Origin of the sequence: Serratia sp. PF-27, from assembly GCF_030053255.1 — a bacterium.
GTDB lineage: Bacteria > Pseudomonadota > Gammaproteobacteria > Enterobacterales > Enterobacteriaceae > Serratia > Serratia bockelmannii.
In genome coordinates, this window is record NZ_JASGBT010000015.1 from 833,161 (window position 1) to 849,636 (window position 16,476).

General features: G+C 57.5%; 15 protein-coding genes and 1 riboswitch. Of the genes, 10 read left to right on the top strand and 5 right to left on the bottom strand.

The genetic code is table 11. From position 1 onward, the window contains the following. Positions 1-99 precede the first annotated feature (99 nt). Positions 100-309 carry a transcription antiterminator/RNA stability regulator CspE gene (gene cspE, locus QMZ29_RS08825; RefSeq protein WP_004927572.1) on the bottom strand — a complete coding sequence of 70 codons (210 nt, stop codon included), beginning with the start codon at positions 307-309 and terminating at the stop codon, positions 100-102. A 246-nt stretch (positions 310-555) separates the two neighbouring features. Here cspE and purT point away from each other — a divergent pair, with 246 nt between their 5' ends. Next, positions 556-1,734, top strand: a complete 1,179-nt coding sequence (gene purT, locus QMZ29_RS08830; RefSeq protein WP_261424916.1) for a formate-dependent phosphoribosylglycinamide formyltransferase — start codon at positions 556-558, stop codon at positions 1,732-1,734. A gap of 34 nt (positions 1,735-1,768) precedes the next feature. Here purT and QMZ29_RS08835 read toward each other — a convergent pair whose 3' ends face one another. Together QMZ29_RS08835 and QMZ29_RS08840 are read right to left on the bottom strand one after the other, a co-directional pair. Continuing rightward, positions 1,769-2,008, bottom strand: coding sequence for a YoaH family protein (locus QMZ29_RS08835; RefSeq protein WP_025303152.1), 240 nt, complete (start codon positions 2,006-2,008; stop codon positions 1,769-1,771). Positions 2,009-2,078: 70 nt separating this feature from the next. Then, positions 2,079-3,080, bottom strand: a complete 1,002-nt coding sequence (locus QMZ29_RS08840; protein ID WP_049209167.1) for a glycosyltransferase — start codon at positions 3,078-3,080, stop codon at positions 2,079-2,081. Between the two features lie 525 nt (positions 3,081-3,605). Between QMZ29_RS08840 and pabB the strand changes: the two genes are divergently transcribed. The 4 genes from pabB to QMZ29_RS08860 all read left to right on the top strand — a co-directional run bounded on the left by pabB (position 3,606) and on the right by QMZ29_RS08860 (position 9,220). Further along, entirely contained in the window at positions 3,606-4,979 is a 1,374-nt protein-coding gene (gene pabB / locus QMZ29_RS08845) for an aminodeoxychorismate synthase component 1 (RefSeq protein WP_043143602.1), read from the top strand. Next, positions 4,976-5,554, top strand: coding sequence for a CoA pyrophosphatase (locus QMZ29_RS08850; protein WP_060433263.1), 579 nt, complete (start codon positions 4,976-4,978; stop codon positions 5,552-5,554). The genes pabB and QMZ29_RS08850 overlap by 4 nt, the downstream gene beginning before the upstream one ends. Before the next feature lie 446 nt (positions 5,555-6,000). Further along, positions 6,001-7,365: an L-serine ammonia-lyase gene (gene sdaA / locus QMZ29_RS08855; protein ID WP_025159820.1), complete on the top strand. Its 1,365-nt coding sequence runs from the start codon at positions 6,001-6,003 to the stop codon at positions 7,363-7,365. A 268-nt stretch (positions 7,366-7,633) separates the two neighbouring features. Continuing rightward, positions 7,634-9,220 (top strand): EAL domain-containing protein, encoded by a 1,587-nt coding sequence (locus QMZ29_RS08860; protein ID WP_173889471.1) that lies wholly within the window; start codon positions 7,634-7,636, stop codon positions 9,218-9,220. A gap of 16 nt (positions 9,221-9,236) precedes the next feature. Here QMZ29_RS08860 and QMZ29_RS08865 read toward each other — a convergent pair whose 3' ends face one another. Beyond that, positions 9,237-10,781, bottom strand: coding sequence for a TerC family protein (locus QMZ29_RS08865; protein WP_025303158.1), 1,545 nt, complete (start codon positions 10,779-10,781; stop codon positions 9,237-9,239). Positions 10,782-11,343: 562 nt separating this feature from the next. On the opposite strand from QMZ29_RS08865, the gene manX reads away from it, so the two are divergent. From manX to mntP, 5 genes are all read left to right on the top strand, one after another. Beyond that, positions 11,344-12,303: a PTS mannose transporter subunit IIAB gene (gene manX / locus QMZ29_RS08870; RefSeq protein WP_025303159.1), complete on the top strand. Its 960-nt coding sequence runs from the start codon at positions 11,344-11,346 to the stop codon at positions 12,301-12,303. 56 nt (positions 12,304-12,359) lie between these two features. Further along, positions 12,360-13,160 carry a PTS mannose/fructose/sorbose transporter subunit IIC gene (locus QMZ29_RS08875; RefSeq protein ID WP_015378156.1) on the top strand — a complete coding sequence of 267 codons (801 nt, stop codon included), beginning with the start codon at positions 12,360-12,362 and terminating at the stop codon, positions 13,158-13,160. Between the two features lie 15 nt (positions 13,161-13,175). Next, positions 13,176-14,018, top strand: coding sequence for a PTS mannose transporter subunit IID (locus QMZ29_RS08880; RefSeq protein ID WP_015378157.1), 843 nt, complete (start codon positions 13,176-13,178; stop codon positions 14,016-14,018). Positions 14,019-14,068: 50 nt separating this feature from the next. After that, entirely contained in the window at positions 14,069-14,527 is a 459-nt protein-coding gene (locus QMZ29_RS08885) for a DUF986 family protein (RefSeq protein ID WP_025303160.1), read from the top strand. Positions 14,528-14,745: 218 nt separating this feature from the next. Continuing rightward, a riboswitch (yybP-ykoY riboswitch) is annotated at positions 14,746-14,929 on the top strand. Positions 14,930-14,940: 11 nt separating this feature from the next. Beyond that, positions 14,941-15,510: a manganese efflux pump MntP gene (mntP, locus tag QMZ29_RS08890; RefSeq protein ID WP_025303161.1), complete on the top strand. Its 570-nt coding sequence runs from the start codon at positions 14,941-14,943 to the stop codon at positions 15,508-15,510. 61 nt (positions 15,511-15,571) lie between these two features. Here mntP and rlmA read toward each other — a convergent pair whose 3' ends face one another. After that, a complete protein-coding gene (gene rlmA, locus QMZ29_RS08895; RefSeq protein WP_025303162.1) occupies positions 15,572-16,390 on the bottom strand; it encodes a 23S rRNA (guanine(745)-N(1))-methyltransferase in 819 nt (272 codons plus the stop codon). Positions 16,391-16,476 lie beyond the last annotated feature (86 nt).

Below are 16,476 nucleotides of genomic sequence, written 5' to 3' on the forward strand. Positions count from 1 at the left end.
GGCGCCGAATCAGGGGTAAATGATAACAGAGATGGGCGGCGTTACGGGGTGCGGGCATAAAAAAACCCGCCGGCGGCGGGTTTCTCGGCAACGCAGTCGTTAAATCGCAACGACGTTGGCTGCAGCAGGGCCACGTTGGCTGTCCTGGATGGAGAATTCAACCTGCTGGCCTTCAGCCAGGGTTTTGAACCCATCGCTAACGATAGCGGAAAAATGAACGAAAACGTCTTTAGAACCGTCGGCAGGCGTGATGAAGCCGAAACCTTTGCTTTCGTTGAACCATTTAACGTGACCAGTGATCTTGCTCATTTGTGTTTCCTTTACTTGATAAACCTGCCTTAACGGCACGAGACGCGAAAACCCTGTGATATGTAGGCCTTCTTTCGCCGTCGGTTATTAACGCATAATCGCTCATGCAGGGCAAATATTTCTGTTTGTTATAAAAACAGTCAGTTAGCAACAAACCTGGCGCAGCGGCTGTGAACGCAATCGTTTTCGTATATACTGCCCGCCGATCATCAATCCGCTTACTTTCACCGATCCAGGTACGACACTATGTTAACGATTGGAACCGCCCTGCGCCCTTCCGCCACCCGCGTTATGTTGCTCGGCTCCGGGGAGCTGGGTAAAGAAGTCGCCATTGAATGCCAGCGCCTCGGTCTGGAAGTGATCGCCGTCGATCGCTATCCCGACGCCCCCGCCATGCATGTGGCGCACCGCAGCCACGTCATCAATATGCTGGATGGTGACGCGCTGAAAGCCGTTATCGAACAAGAGCGGCCTGACTATATCGTTCCCGAAATCGAAGCGATCGCCACTGCCATGCTGGTCGAGCTTGAACGCCAGGGCCACCGCGTGGTGCCCTGTGCCGAAGCCACCCGCCTGACGATGAACCGTGAAGGCATCCGCCGTCTGGCGGCGGAAGAGCTCGCTCTGCCCACCTCAAGCTACCGCTTTGCCGACAGTGAAATCGCCTTCCGGCAGGCGGTCGAACACATCGGCTACCCGTGCATCGTCAAACCGGTGATGAGCTCCTCCGGCAAAGGCCAAAGCCTGATCCGCACGCCCGAACAGCTGCAAAGCGCCTGGGATTACGCCCAACAGGGTGGTCGTGCCGGTGGTGGCCGGGTGATCGTCGAAGGGCTGGTAAGATTTGATTTTGAAATTACGCTGCTGACCATCAGCGCCGTGGACGGCGTGCATTTCTGCGAGCCGATCGGGCACCGTCAGGAAGACGGAGATTATCGCGAATCCTGGCAGCCTCAGCGTATGTCGGCTACGGCGCTGAGCCGTGCTCACGCTATCGCGGAGAAGGTGGTGAAAGCCCTGGGTGGCTTCGGCCTGTTCGGCGTGGAGCTGTTCGTCTGCGGCGACGACGTGATCTTCAGCGAAGTGTCGCCACGCCCGCACGATACCGGCATGGTCACAATGATTTCACAGGATCTGTCTGAGTTCGCCCTGCACGTGCGCGCGTTTCTCGGTTTGCCGATCGGCGCTATCCGCCAGTTCGGCCCTTCCGCTTCGGCGGTGATCCTGCCACAGCTCACCAGCACCGATGTGCGCTTCAGCGGATTGGAAAACGCGCTGCGCGGGCACAACCAGCTGCGTCTGTTCGGCAAGCCGGAAATCGCCGGCCAACGCCGCCTGGGTGTAGCGCTGGCGACGGCGGACACCACGGAACAGGCGGTGGAACAAGCGAAACAGGCCGCTGCCGCCGTGGCGGCCAACGGTTGACACTCACGGGGCCGCTTGCGCGGCCCCGATAACATCAATAGTCTTCGTCTTCTTCAGCATCGTCATCCCGCGACGCCTCCGGTGCGGCATCCTGCTGCTCGTCTTCGTCATCGAACAGCACCGCAACCTGAGCGCCCTGATGCTGCTCACGAATTTCCTGCGCAACGCGAGCAATGGCCTCACCGCTGCTCATGCCCTGTTCCATCAGCTGATGGATGCGATCCGCCGCTTCCTGCTGCTCCGCGTGGCTCAGTAATGGCATACCTGCATGCATGTGTCGTTCTCTCCGGCAAAAGGGAGAGCGAGTATACGCGCTAACGCGGCGGATCCCAACGTCTTGTGGCTCAGGCCGGTTGCGAACAGCCGTTATCGCTGCGCCACTGCTTCAGGCGATGCCGCCACAGCATGACATGCCACCCCTGCTTCAGGCCGCGCGTATTGGCGAACATCGCTCTGTCGATGCCGCGCTGATAGAACTCTTCGGTAATCTGACTCTGGGCGGCCGGATCCGGCTCACGACGGATACTGTGACAAATGCCCAACGCCTCACGGGTGATTTGCCAATGGAAAGCGGGACGAATGGCGACAGTGCCCGCATAGCGCCGGTTGAGCCGCTCCAGCATTTCGACGATTTTCATATAGTGACGCTGATACTCTACGTTCGCTTTGCCGGTGCGACGACGGTTACTGATCGACTTGTCGTGCACCCGTTGCCGGTACAGCGGCGTGCTTAAATATTTGACCCGTTTGGCATTAAACATGACCTCCGTCGTCCAGGGAATATCCTGGTGATGCAACCCCGGCTCAAAATAAAGCCGATGCTGGCGAATAAAATCGAGGCGATATATTGCCAGCCATACAACATGAATAAACTTTCGCGACTTCAATGCACGTTCGAACCACTGAACGCCAGTGATAACGTCGGTAGTGCGTAAACGCGCCTCGGGAAAAATCGGCTGTAATTCGTCTTGGCTGGTAAAATAGCGTTCACCATTACATTGCATCACGTCTAATTGGTGTCGTTCTGCCTGTTCCAACAGCGTGGAATACATCTCCGGCGCCAATAAATCGTCGGCGTCCGGAAACGCCACATATTTACCTCGGGCAACGGCGAGCCCGGCATTACGTGCATTAGAAACGCCGGCATTGGCTTGATCGATCACGCGAATATGCGGATGCACCGCCGCGTAACGGTGCGCGATCTCTCCCGAACCGTCGGTGGAACCATCGTTGACGATGATCACCTCCAACCGTTGCTCGCGCTGGGCCAGCAGCGAGACCAGGAACGGCTCCAATAACTCCCCCGCATTGTGCATCGGGACGATGACGCTCAGCATTAACGACATAGGTAGCTCTTCACTAATAATGTAACAAAATGATAATTTTATTTTTTTAAAAAATAGAAACCGCTTCAGCGCACGAGCGAAATAAAACGCGAACCTTCACATTTCCGCCGCAGGCTAAATAAGATTAATCTTGTTTGTCTTTTCATGCTTTCGACAAGAAAAGCGTTCCACAACAAGGGATAACTTTCACAAGACGGCCACCATGAAAAAACACAGGCAAAACCGTTTCGCATCGCCAGCTTAATAACAGCAAGCAACAATAAAAGTATGAAATTAACGAACCTTTTTTATATTTCTCGGGTCTTGCGCCCTCGATGAATAAACGTCCAGTGCATTTGACGTTAAATTTTTAACATATCGAAGTATAATCAATGGCGCAAAAAATGCCTTATCTCAGGTTTATTGAACTGCCGTTTATGTGAACTGTGCTCCATGTCGCGCGTGGCAAAACATGCATGACGTGACCGTCTATGGCACACTAGCCGCCAGATATCGCCGTCCTCACAGCCAGGTTTATTGACGTTCATGAGCGTAACCGCCCCAAACATAAAATCTTTGCCCTACAGCCGCAGTGCCCTGATGACGCTTTTCGCCCCGATTTCAACCCACCCGTGGGCGATGCTGCTGCATTCGGGCTTCGCCGACCATTCGCATAACCGCTTCGACATCCTGGTCGCGCAGCCGTGCGTTACGCTCACCACCCAGGGCGCCAGCACGAAAATAGAAAGTGACGGCGTCACTATCCAGTCAAAGGAAGATCCATTCTCCCTGCTGCAGCAACACCTGGTGGCGCAAGGTTGGCAACCGGCGTTTAACCCGGATCTGCCATTTCAGGGCGGCGCACTGGGGCTGTTCGGCTACGATCTCGGGCGGCGGGTGGAAAGCTTGCCGCAGTTGGCCGCAGCCGACCTCGCCTTGCCGGACATGGCGGTGGGCATTTATGACTGGGCGCTGATCGCCGATCACCGTCTGCAAACCCTGACGCTGCTCAGCTATGGCGACGTGGAACAGCGCTGGTGCTGGCTCAATAGCCAAACCGCGCCGACAGAACGCCCTTTCACGCTGCTGAGCGACTGGCGCGCCAATATGAGCCGGCGGCAATACGGCGAGAAATTCCAACGTATTCAGCGCTACCTGCGCAGCGGTGACTGTTACCAAATTAATCTGGCGCAACGGTTCTCCGCCGACTATCAGGGAGATGAGTGGCAGGCTTTCTGTCGATTGAGCGCCTGCAACCGCGCGCCGTTCTCGGCCTTCCTGCGCCTGCCGCACAACAGCGTACTGAGCGTCTCTCCCGAGCGCTTCCTGTGGCTGGAGCAGCAGCGCATCCAAACCCGCCCGATCAAGGGCACGCTGCCGCGGCTGGCGGACGCGGAACAGGACGCCGCTCAGGCTCGCCGTTTGGCCGATTCCCCCAAGGATCGCGCTGAAAATCTGATGATCGTCGATCTGCTGCGCAACGATATCGGCCGCGTCGCCCAGCCTGGCAGCGTACGGGTGCCGGAACTGTTTGCCGTGGAGCCGTTTCCCGCCGTGCATCACCTGGTGAGCACTATCACCGCAACCCTGCCGGAACAGACCTCGGCGGCCGAACTGCTGCGCGCCTGCTTCCCCGGCGGCTCGATCACCGGCGCGCCCAAGGTGCGGGCGATGGAAATCATCGAAGAGCTGGAGCCGCAGCGCCGCAATGCCTATTGCGGCAGTATCGGTTACCTAAGCGCCTGCGGCACCATGGACACCAATATCACCATCCGCACGCTCGTCACCGAAAACGGCCGCATCCACTGCTCCGCCGGTGGCGGCATCGTGGCGGACAGCCAGGAGCAGGCGGAATACCAGGAGACCTTCGACAAGGTTGGCCGTATTCTGCCGCAGCTTGGGGAGTGTGCCCTGTCGTGATCCCATCGAACACACCGGCCTCACTGCACGCCTTTATCAGCCGTTTTCAACTGCAGCTGCCCCAGGCGGCGCAGATCTCGCACAATGTGCGCCCGGCGGCGGTGCTGATCCCGATCGTCTGCCGTGCTGAGCCCACCCTGCTATTGACCCGCCGTGCCGATTCGCTGCGCAAACATGCCGGCCAGGTGGCCTTCCCCGGCGGCAAAACCGATGCCGAAGACGGGTCGGCGATCGTCACGGCGCTGCGAGAAGCGCAGGAAGAAGTGGCGATACCACCGCAGGCGGTGACCGTCCTCGGCCAAATGGCGCCGCTCGACAGCAGCACCGGATTTCAGGTCACGCCCATCGTCGGCCTGGTCTCGCCGGATGTGCAGTTCCACGCCAATGAGGGTGAAGTGGCGGACGTGTTCGAGGTGCCCTTGAGGGAAGCGCTGACCCTGTCACGTTACTATCCGCTGGATATTCATCGCGCCGGCCATACGCACCGCATTTACCTCTCCTGGTATCACAGCCAGTTTATCTGGGGGCTGACCGCAGCCATCATTCGGCGTCTGGCGCAGCAGGTCAGTATTTAGCCCATATTACGTGATCTGACTCGCAATCTGGCATGGCCGACGGCCTCCGCTGCCGGTAAAGCGATCGAAATCACTTCATTTGAACGCTTTTTCAACTACCGTTCCGGTTGAATGGTTTTAAAAAAACTGTAAACCCTCTCTTAAACCTTACGAAATACCTGTAAAATACCACCGTCCGAGATAAACCACTGTAGAAACAGGGATTAAGCCGGCGGCGTTCAGCACGGAAAGCTGGCGCGATTACCGCTAATGGAGCTTGGGCGAAAGCGGATACCTCGCATAAGGGTTCGCCCCGGGTAATCAGTAAAAAAAGCGACACCACGGATTATTTAATTTCATGCGAAAAAGGCAGCCGAACCCGCACGGCCCTTTTACAATATCGCTGTTCCCTGCGCGGTTTTTAACCGCCGCAGCCATAACAATACGTCTCTTTAAGGAGTTTTAGCGTGATTAGCGTTTTCGACATGTTTAAGATCGGCATCGGCCCGTCCAGCTCTCATACGGTTGGACCGATGAAAGCCGGCAAACAGTTTGTCGACGATCTGGTAAATAAAGGCCTGATGCCTTCTATCACGCGTGTTGCCGTAGACGTTTACGGCTCACTCTCATTGACCGGTAAAGGTCACCATACCGATATCGCCATCATTCTCGGCCTGGCCGGCAACATGCCGGACACCGTCGATATCGATAGCATTCCTGGCTTTATTCGCGATGTAGAACAACGTCAACGCCTGATGCTGGCCAACGGCCTGCATGAAGTCGATTTCCCACGCGACGGCGGCATGGTCTTCCGCAGCGACAACCTGCCGCTGCACGAAAACGGCATGCAGGTCCACGCCTTCGCCGGCGATAAAGAAGTGTACAGCAAGACCTATTACTCTATCGGCGGCGGCTTCATCGTCGATGAAGAGAACTTCGGCAAGGCCGCCGAGCAAGAACTGCAAATGCCTTATCCGTTCAATTCCGCGCGCGAAATGCTCGACCACTGTCGCGAGACCGGGCTGTCGCTGTCCGGCATGGTGATGCAGAACGAACTGGCGCTGCACAGCAAGCAAGAGATCGACACCTACTTCGGTAACGTCTGGCAAACCATGCGCGCCTGCATCGATCGCGGTCTGAACACCGAAGGCGTGCTGCCGGGCCCGCTGCGCGTGCCGCGCCGTGCTTCCGCGTTGCGCCGCATGCTGGTGGCGTCGGACAAACTGTCCAACGATCCGATGAACGTGATCGACTGGGTCAACATGTTCGCACTGGCGGTTAACGAAGAAAACGCCGCCGGCGGCCGCGTCGTCACCGCGCCGACCAACGGTGCCTGCGGCATCGTGCCTGCGGTGCTGGCTTACTACGATCACTTTATCGAGTCCGTCAGCCCGGATATCTACATCCGTTACTTTATGGCAGCGGGCGCCATCGGCGCGTTGTACAAGATGAACGCGTCCATTTCCGGCGCCGAAGTCGGCTGTCAGGGCGAAGTCGGCGTGGCCTGCTCCATGGCGGCCGCCGGCCTGGCTGAACTGCTGGGCGGCAGCCCTGAGCAGGTCTGTGTGGCGGCGGAAATCGGCATGGAACACAACCTGGGGCTGACCTGTGACCCGGTCGCCGGCCAGGTACAGGTGCCGTGCATCGAGCGCAACGCCATCGCCTCGGTCAAGGCGATCAACGCCGCCCGCATGGCTCTGCGCCGCACCAGCGAACCGCGCGTTTCGCTGGATAAGGTGATCGAGACCATGTACGAAACCGGCAAAGACATGAACGCCAAGTACCGAGAAACGTCACGCGGTGGCCTGGCAATCAAGGTGCAATGCGACTGACAGACAACCCCGCCGCCCGGCGGGGTTTTTTATGGTCAATCAATTCATTGACCGCTTTTAGTGACAATGTCACCAGAAAATATCCTGCATTTTTCTCATCGATCCAGCGGTTAGCCTGCAAATTGACCTTCTGTTTTGCCAAATCGAAATAATTTACTGAGTTACCATCAATCTTGTATAACCTCAGGCTAGAATTAGCCGAGCGCAACTTAAGGAGCTGTGGCCTGACTGTGACTCGGAGCTGGATTACCGAACAAGGATTTACCGGATGTTGATGACCCACCTCGCCGCGTCCCAATATCGTTACTACCGTTGGCTGCTGGCCGGAGCGGTGGGCGTGGCTATTCTGTTGGTATCGCTGTATACCCGTTACTATCAAGAGGTCAAAAGCATCGAGCAGAGCCAGCAAACGTTGGCCACCCGCACCGTCGGCAAAATTGACCAGCTGTTGTCCCCCGCGCAGCTGCAGGCAGAACGCAGTATGGACATGCTGGAACAACCCTGCGAGAACGTCTCATCGACCCTGCGCTTTCGCGCCGCGCAAAATCAGGCGCTGCGCGCCATGCTGCTGGTAAAAAATGGCATCATCTACTGCTCCAGTCTGTTTGGCGCCCGACATTATCAGTTGGCCGCCGTGCTGCCGATTTTCGTCAACAGCAACGTCAGGCTGGCGCTGCGCCCTTCGTTGGCGGTGAGCAAAGGACTGCCCACGTTGGTGATGTGGACACCCTCCCCCGGCGATAGAAGCAGCGGCGTGCTGCACGTCTTCAATATCGAGCTGTTATCGAACTTTTTACTCGAACCGCAGGAGCCTTATGTTCAGCGCATGGTGCTGAACGTAGCCGACAGCAGCCTGGAATACGGGCGCCGCGAAATCCTGCGCCGCGACACCCTGACCAACGATCTGCGTTACACCGCCGGTTCCGAGCGTTACCCGTTCTCGATTTCGCTGTTCGGCCCGCAGGTCGGCATGTTGGCGTTTTCCGCACTGCCGCGCCATATCCCGCTGGCGCTGCTGATCAGCCTGCTGGCGGCCTATGTGGTCTACCTGCTCACCGCTAACCGCATGAGCCTGTCTTACCACATTGGCCATGCCATTACCCATCGGGAGTTCCGCGTTTACTGTCAACCGATCATTCACAGCGATACCGGGCGCTGTGCCGGCGTCGAGATGCTGCTGCGTTGGAAAAAGAAGCGGCAGGGGTGGATCTCGCCAGACGTGTTTATTCCGTTGGCCGAGCAGCATGACCTCATCATTCCGCTCACTCGCTATCTAATGAACACCGTGACGGAAAATCTGCGGCTGTTCCCGCCACGACCGTCCTTCTACATCAGCATTAACGTTGCTGCCGAGCATTTTAAAACGCTCAACATCATCGACGATATCCGCCAGATTTGGCTGCCGGCACATCCGATGCCCTCATTGATGCTGGAGCTGACCGAACGCACCGCGCTGTCGGCGATCCAGTATGACCAGATTCGCACGCTGAAAGACATGGGGATCATGCTGGCCATCGACGATTTCGGCACCGGCCACAGCTCGCTGAGCTACCTGAAAAACCTCAGCCCGGACGTGTTGAAGATCGACCGCGGGTTTACCGCGGCCATCGGCACCGACGCGGTCAACGCCACAGTGACCGACACCATCATTACGCTGGCGCAGAGGCTGAAGCTGAAACTGGTGGCAGAGGGGGTCGAAACGGAGGAACAGGCCGACTATCTGCGCTCACGCGAGGTCAATGCCCTGCAGGGGTATTATTTCGCCAAGCCGATGCCGATCCACGTTTTCCCGCTGTGGTTGCAACAGTACGAATCGCGCGTCAGGAAAGCGGAAGAGGATCCGCCGGAGGCCTGAGCCCCCGGCGGGAGGGTTACGACTGCGTCGGCTCGTCAAAGACGACGCGGGTAACACGCACCAATTCGATGCGATAGTCGGAGACCTCGACGATATCGAAACGCAGGTGGTTCAGTTCAATGGTGTCCCCCACCACCGGCATCTGGCCGTAGTGAGCCAACAGCAGCCCCGCCAGGGTGGCGTAGTCTGCGGTTGGGCTGACCAGGTCATCGCAGGCCAGTGCCTGTTCCAGCGAGTGCAAATCGGTTCCCCCCTTCACCAGCCAGCCGTCGCCTTCCGCCACGATATCCGGCGTTTCATCCTCGTCCGGGAACTCACCGGCAATCGCTTCCAGGACGTCCAGCGGCGTCACCAGCCCCTGCACGACGCCAAATTCATTGGTGACCACCACCAGACGCCCTTTGGCGCGGCGCAGCACCGCCAGCAGTTTGATGACGTCCATGGTTTCCGGCACCACGATCGGCGGCGTGCGGGCGGCAAACTCGGCAATATCTTCACCCTGCTCCAGCGCCACCAGCAGATCCTTGGCGCGTACCACGCCGACGATCTCATCCACCGAATCACGACACACCGGGAACAGACTGTGTGGCGTATCCAGCAACTGTGCGCGCACCTCCTCGCGGGAGCGCTCGCAGTCGACCCAGGAGATGTCCGTGCGAGGCGTCATCACACTGCGTAATGAACGCGAGGCGAGCGTCAACACGCCGCTGATCATATAACGCTCTTCCGCCGCAAAGGTTTCATCCCTCGGCAAAGCGACCTCATCGTCCGACTGCTGCGCGCGCTGCTGCCCCATCAGGCGCATGATCGCTTCCGCGGTGCGCTCGCGCATCGGCCGACGCGCTTGATGCTTGATGAAGTTGCGACGCGCGATCTGGTTGAACAATTCAATCAGGATCGAGAAGCCGATCGCGGCGTACAGATAGCCTTTCGGAATATGCAAACCGAAGCCTTCGGCGATCAGGCTCAGGCCGATCATCAACAGGAAGCTCAGGCACAGCACCACGATGGTCGGGTGCGCATTGACGAAGTTGGTCAATGGCTTGGATGCCAACAGCATCACCGCCATCGCGATCACCACCGCCGCCATCATTACCGGCAGATCGTTCACCATACCTACGGCGGTAATCACCGCATCAAGCGAAAACACCGCGTCCAGGATCACGATTTGCACCACCACCGCCCAGAACTTGGCGTAACCGCGGTTGGCGCCATCCTGGTGCGTCTGCCCTTCCAGCCGCTCATGCAGCTCCATGGTGGCCTTGAACAGCAGGAATACCCCGCCGAACAGCAGGATAAGATCGCGGCCAGAGAAGCTGAAATCGCCAACGCTGAACAGCGGTGTGGTCAGGGTTACCATCCAGGAGATCACCGACAGCAGGCCCAAACGCATCAGCAACGCCAGCGACAGGCCGATAACGCGCGCCTTATCGCGCTGCTTCGGCGGCAATTTGTCGGCCAAAATGGCGATGAACACCAGGTTGTCGATGCCCAGCACGATTTCCAGCACCACCAGCGTAAGCAACCCCGCCCAAATAGAGGGGTCCATTAAAAATTCCATATCAGACTCCAGAAAAAAGTGGGAATGAGCACTCGCCGCTCAGACGTGACGATGCCGCCGCTGCATGGGCGCAGTCGACAATAGCAAGGTGACGGGATGGGGTTACCGGGAGATGGCCGAAGGGCCGAACAGCATATACAACGCCAGCAGGTGGCGGGTGAAACCTGGAAAAACAGTAACTTCGGTGACAGTCCATAGGGAGGGCTGAGGCCCTTCACTCCTTAGTGATGAAAGAAGAAATTACTGTATCAGGATTTTTCTGGGGGACAAAGCGGCTTTTTCAACGGTGGTTTAGGGTGGCGCCACACCATATCGTCTGCGACAGCTAAGATTTCTCCGAGCATTCAATAGCGGAGCAGCGTCACAAAAAATATTTTTTCACTCACTAAAATAAATCTCGCGTTCGTGAAGTATCACGCACAGGCATTTGAAACTGCGTGAGAAATGTTAGGCGTGCGTTTCTTTTTTTCTACCATAATGTATCTGAACCGCGGAAGTGACTGCCAAGACGGCGCGGAGAAACGACACACACCGCGTCTGGAGTTCAACGAGGAGGTAGCGAGTGGCAATAGCTATTATCATCGGCACACACGGGGCTGCAGCGGAACAACTGCTGAAAACGGCGGAGATGCTATTGGGCGAGCAGGACAACGTCGCCTTTATAGACTTCGTTCCCGGTGAGAATGCCGAAACGTTAATCGTCAAGTACAACGAAAAAATCAGTGGGTTGGATACCAGCGGCGGCGTGCTGTTCCTGGTGGATACCTGGGGCGGCAGCCCGTTCAACGCCGCCAGCCGCATTGCGGTCGACAAAGAAAACTATGAGGTCGTCACCGGGGTCAACATCCCGATGCTGGTGGAAACCTTCATGGCGCGGGACGACAACCCCGCTTTCGATGAACTGGTGGCGCTGGCGTTGGAAACCGGCCGTGAAGGCGTGAAAGCGCTGAAAAAACCGCAGGAAGAACCCGCAAAACCCGCAGCACCCGTCGCCAAAGCCGCTGCCCCTCAGGCGCCGCTGGGGCCGAACGACCACATGAAAATCGGCCTGGCGCGCATCGATGATCGCTTAATCCACGGCCAGGTTGCTACCCGCTGGACCAAAGAGACCAACGTCAGCCGCATTATCGTCGTCAGCGATGAAGTCGCCGCCGACCATGTGCGCAAGACCCTGCTGACCCAGGTTGCCCCGCCGGGCGTCACCGCCCACGTGGTGGACGTGGCGAAGGCCATCCGCGTCTGGAACAACCCGAAATACGCCAACGATCGCGTGATGCTGTTATTCACCAACCCGACTGACGTCTGGCGTTTGGTGGAAGGCGGCGTGGAGATTACATCCGTCAATATCGGCGGCATGGCGTTCCGCCAGGGGAAAACCCAGGTGAACAACGCCGTTTCCGTCGATGAAAAAGATATCGAAGCGTTTAAGAAACTGAACGATCGCGGTATCGAGCTGGAGGTGCGTAAGGTCTCGTCCGACAGCCGGCTAAAAATGATGGACCTGATTAACAAACTCAATTAGTGGCGCCAGCCGCTAATTATTTTACTCAGAGCTTTTTTGGTCATAGGAGAAGTGCAATGGAGATCACCACTCTTCAGATTGTGCTGATATTTATCGTTGCCTGTATCGCCGGGATGGGTTCCGTCCTCGACGAGTTCCAGTTCCACCGTCCGCTGGTCGCCTGTACCCTGATCGGCTTCATTCTCGGCGATATGAAAACCGGCATCATCATCGGCGGTACGCTGGAAATGATCGCCCTGGGCTGGATGAACATCGGTGCGGCCGTCGCGCCGGATGCTGCCCTGGCGTCCATCATCTCGACCATTCTGGTCATCGCCGGCGGGCAAAGCGTCGGCGCCGGTATCGCCCTGGCCATTCCGCTGGCGGCGGCCGGCCAGGTATTAACCATCATCGTGCGTACCCTCACCGTGGCGTTCCAGCACGCGGCGGATAGCGCAGCGGAGCGCGGCAGCCTGCGCGCCATTAGCTGGATCCATGTCGGCGCCCTGCTGCTGCAGGCGATGCGTATCGCCATCCCGGCGGTCATTGTCGCCATCTCGGTCGGCACCGCCGGGGTACACGCCTTGCTCAACTCGATCCCGGAAGTGGTCACCAGCGGCCTGAACATCGCCGGCGGCATGATCGTCGTGGTCGGTTACGCAATGGTGATTAACATGATGCGCGCCGGCTACCTGATGCCGTTCTTCTATCTCGGTTTCGTTACCGCCGCCTTCACCAACTTCAACCTGGTGGCGCTCGGCGTCATTGGCGTGGTGATGGCCGTGCTGTATATCCAGCTCAGCCCGAAATACAACAAGTCTCAAGTTGTACAGGCCGGCCCGGCTAACGCGAACGATCTCGATAACGAACTCGACTAGGAATAGGTGAGAGAAATGGTTGATACAACTGCTCAAAAGAAACTCACGCCGGCCGATATTCGCGGCGTATTCCTGCGTTCGAACCTGTTCCAGGGTTCATGGAACTTCGAACGCATGCAGGCGCTGGGTTTTTGCTTCTCGATGGTGCCGGTGATCCGCCGCCTGTATCCGGAAAACAATGACGATCGCAAACAGGCGATCAAGCGTCACCTGGAGTTCTTCAACACCCACCCTTACGTGGCGGCGCCGGTGCTCGGTGTGACCATGGCGATGGAAGAGCAACGCGCCAACGGCGCGCCGATCGATGACGCCGCAATCAACGGCATCAAGGTCGGTTTGATGGGGCCTTTAGCGGGCGTCGGTGACCCGATCTTCTGGGGCACCGTGCGACCGGTGTTCGCCGCGCTTGGGGCGGGCATCGCCATGAGCGGCAGCCTGCTTGGACCGATCCTGTTCTTCGTGCTGTTCAACCTGGTGCGCCTGCTGACCCGCTACTACGGCGTGGCCTACGGTTACCGTAAAGGGGTCGATATCGTCAACGACATGGGCGGCGGCTTCCTGCAGAAACTGACGGAAGGAGCGTCCATTCTCGGCCTGTTTGTCATGGGGGCGCTGGTCAACAAGTGGACGCACGTGAATATCCCGCTGGTGGTGTCCAAGATAACCGACCAGACCGGGCATACCAACGTCACCACGGTGCAGACCATCCTCGACCAGCTGATGCCGGGCCTGGTGCCGTTGCTGCTGACCTTCGCCTGTATGTGGCTGCTGCGCAAGAAAGTCAACGCGCTGTGGATCATCATCGGCTTCTTCGTCATCGGTATCTTTGGCTATTGGATTGGCCTGCTGGGCCTGTAATCGTTCGAAACGGCCGGGGGGCAACCCCCGGCTTTTTTATGGAGCAAGAGATGTCACTGACCGACGCCGTACTGATGCTGTTTATCGCCCTGCTGTTGCTGTATTCGCTGTACGACGAATTCGGCATGGATCTGCTGAAAGGTAAAACGCGGCTCAAAGTACCGCTTAAACGCCGCCACCGCCTCGACAGCCTGATTTTCGTCGGCCTGATCGCCATTCTGATTTACCGCAATGTCACCGACAACGGTGCGGTATTAACCACCTATCTGCTTATTTCTTTGGCGTTGCTCGCCATCTATATTTCTTATATTCGCGCTCCCAAGATGGTGTTTAAAGCGCACGGTTTTTTCTTCGCCAATGTGTTTGTCGAATATAACCGCATTAAAGCCATGAATTTATCGGAGGACGGCATTCTGGCCGTCGACCTGGAACAGCGCCGGCTGTTGGTTCAGGTGACCCACCTGGACGACCTGGAGAAGATTTACCACTTTTTTGTTGATAATCAATAAATAAAGAAAAATTAACGTTATTTTAGCTCAAACCTTGCGCTGCTTATGGGTAATTAATCGGCAGCGCAATCTCCTTTCTGACTATTATTTCTGCAACATTGTTACCCCTGGCTACATTATATTCCCGCATGAAATTAGATTAATGAAAACGAGTCTCAATTAAGAACAAACATTGCCATAGAATAAGGTTGTCCGTGGCGGAAATAATATGATATGGTTGCGCCGTCATTGGGGAGTAGCCGGTTTCTGGAGAATAAAAAGCCAGAAACGCCCGTATCAACATACTCGTTTCGCCGTAAGAAACGTGGTGCGGGCAGCCAGGTAAGGTTGGCGAGACCATAGACACGTAACTCCGTCGTTTGGTTGGGGGTGGGTTACGTGTATATGGAGCCACCCGGCCGAGGCTATTTCACATGAACCTTTCAGCAACGCTTATTCTCGCTTTTGGCATGTCCATGGATGCTTTCGCCGCGTCGATCGGCAAAGGTGCCAGCTTGCATCAACCCCGTTTCCGCGAAGCGATCCGCACCGGCCTGATCTTCGGCGTGGTCGAAGCGATCACCCCGCTCATCGGTTGGGCCATCGGCCTGTTCGCCAGTCAATACATCATGGAATGGGACCACTGGGTCGCCTTCTCGCTGCTGTTCATTCTCGGCATGCGCATGATCGTCGAAGGGGTACGTAACAAGCCCGATGAAGAAGAGAAGGTCAAACGTCATGGTTTCTGGTTGCTGGTCGCCACCGCCATCGCCACCAGCCTCGACGCGATGGCCATCGGCGTCGGTCTGGCTTTCCTGCAGGTGAACATCGTGCATACCGCGATGGCCATCGGCTGCGCCACCATGATCATGGCGACGCTAGGCATGATGATCGGCCGCTTTATCGGCCCGCTGCTGGGCAAGCGCGCCGAAATCCTCGGCGGCGTGGTGCTGATCGGTATCGGCGTCAACATTCTGCTGGAGCACCTCGGCTACCTGGCCTGAAGCGCTCGCTTTGAAAAAAACCTGCCGCGGCAGGTTTTTTTGTTTTTGAGTTCAAGGCCCCTTAAGCGCGACGTCGGTACAACGCCAGCACGAAGTCCGTCTCGCACACAAACTCGCCGCTCTCGGCCAACCGCTGTTGCACCTCCGGCGTGGCGCGCCAGGCGAACGGCGTCATCTGCAGCAGATTGGCGGCCTGCGTGCCCGGTAGGGTCATCGTATAGGCCAGCGCCTCTTTGCGCTCGCAGTCGAATCCGGCGAACTGTTCATCCTGTTCGGCATGCAGCTGCACCTGCTGGTACACCTGCTCTTTCAGCTGGTACAGATGACGCGGGCCCGGCGACACCGTCAGCACCACGCCGCCCGGCTTCACTACCCGTGCCAGCTCCTCCGCCTTGCAAGGTGCATAAATGCGCAAGACCGCATCCAACGCCCCATCGGCGAACGGCAAACGGTGACTGGAAGCGACGCAGAACGAGACCGCCGGATAACGTTTAGCGGCGTAGCGGATCGCCACCTTGGCGACATCCAGCCCATTGACCGCCATATTGCGCTCCTGGGCCAGCCTGGCGGCCACCGCGGCAGTGTAATACCCTTCCCCACAGCCTATGTCCAACAACGCGCCAGCATCGGCCGCCAGCGCCAAATCCAGCCACTCGGCCACCTGCTCTTGCAACGGCTGATAATATCCACCGTCGAGAAACGCTCGCCGCGCCTGCATCATTTCCGCGCTGTCTCCCGGCTGCTTCGATCGCTTGTGCTGTACCGGCAGCAGATTGACGTAGCCCTCTTTAGCTTGATCGAACTGATGATTGCCGTCACAACGCCAGTGTTGTGATGAAAAATGCAGCGATTGATGACACAGGGGACATTGATAAGACATGAATGGGCTTCCAGAGATACAGGGCGCGGCTAGTCTAAAGAAGGCACCGGTTTGATGCAAGGCGCATCCCCACTCGCTTTCGCCGC

Bases quoted from the DNA above. Each gene is read 5' to 3' on its own strand.
- QMZ29_RS08860 (WP_173889471.1), top strand. From the start codon at position 7,634: ATGTTGATGACCCACCTCGCCGCGTCCCAATATCGTTACTACCGTTGG.
- QMZ29_RS08885 (WP_025303160.1), top strand. From the start codon at position 14,069: ATGTCACTGACCGACGCCGTACTGATGCTGTTTATCGCCCTGCTGTTG.
- QMZ29_RS08875 (WP_015378156.1), top strand. From the start codon at position 12,360: ATGGAGATCACCACTCTTCAGATTGTGCTGATATTTATCGTTGCCTGT.
- purT (WP_261424916.1), top strand. From the start codon at position 556: ATGTTAACGATTGGAACCGCCCTGCGCCCTTCCGCCACCCGCGTTATG.
- rlmA (WP_025303162.1), bottom strand. From the start codon at position 16,390: ATGTCTTATCAATGTCCCCTGTGTCATCAATCGCTGCATTTTTCATCA.
- QMZ29_RS08840 (WP_049209167.1), bottom strand. From the start codon at position 3,080: ATGTCGTTAATGCTGAGCGTCATCGTCCCGATGCACAATGCGGGGGAG.
- pabB (WP_043143602.1), top strand. From the start codon at position 3,606: ATGAGCGTAACCGCCCCAAACATAAAATCTTTGCCCTACAGCCGCAGT.
- QMZ29_RS08835 (WP_025303152.1), bottom strand. From the start codon at position 2,008: ATGCATGCAGGTATGCCATTACTGAGCCACGCGGAGCAGCAGGAAGCG.
- QMZ29_RS08880 (WP_015378157.1), top strand. From the start codon at position 13,176: ATGGTTGATACAACTGCTCAAAAGAAACTCACGCCGGCCGATATTCGC.
- cspE (WP_004927572.1), bottom strand. From the start codon at position 309: ATGAGCAAGATCACTGGTCACGTTAAATGGTTCAACGAAAGCAAAGGT.
- mntP (WP_025303161.1), top strand. From the start codon at position 14,941: ATGAACCTTTCAGCAACGCTTATTCTCGCTTTTGGCATGTCCATGGAT.
- QMZ29_RS08865 (WP_025303158.1), bottom strand. From the start codon at position 10,781: ATGGAATTTTTAATGGACCCCTCTATTTGGGCGGGGTTGCTTACGCTG.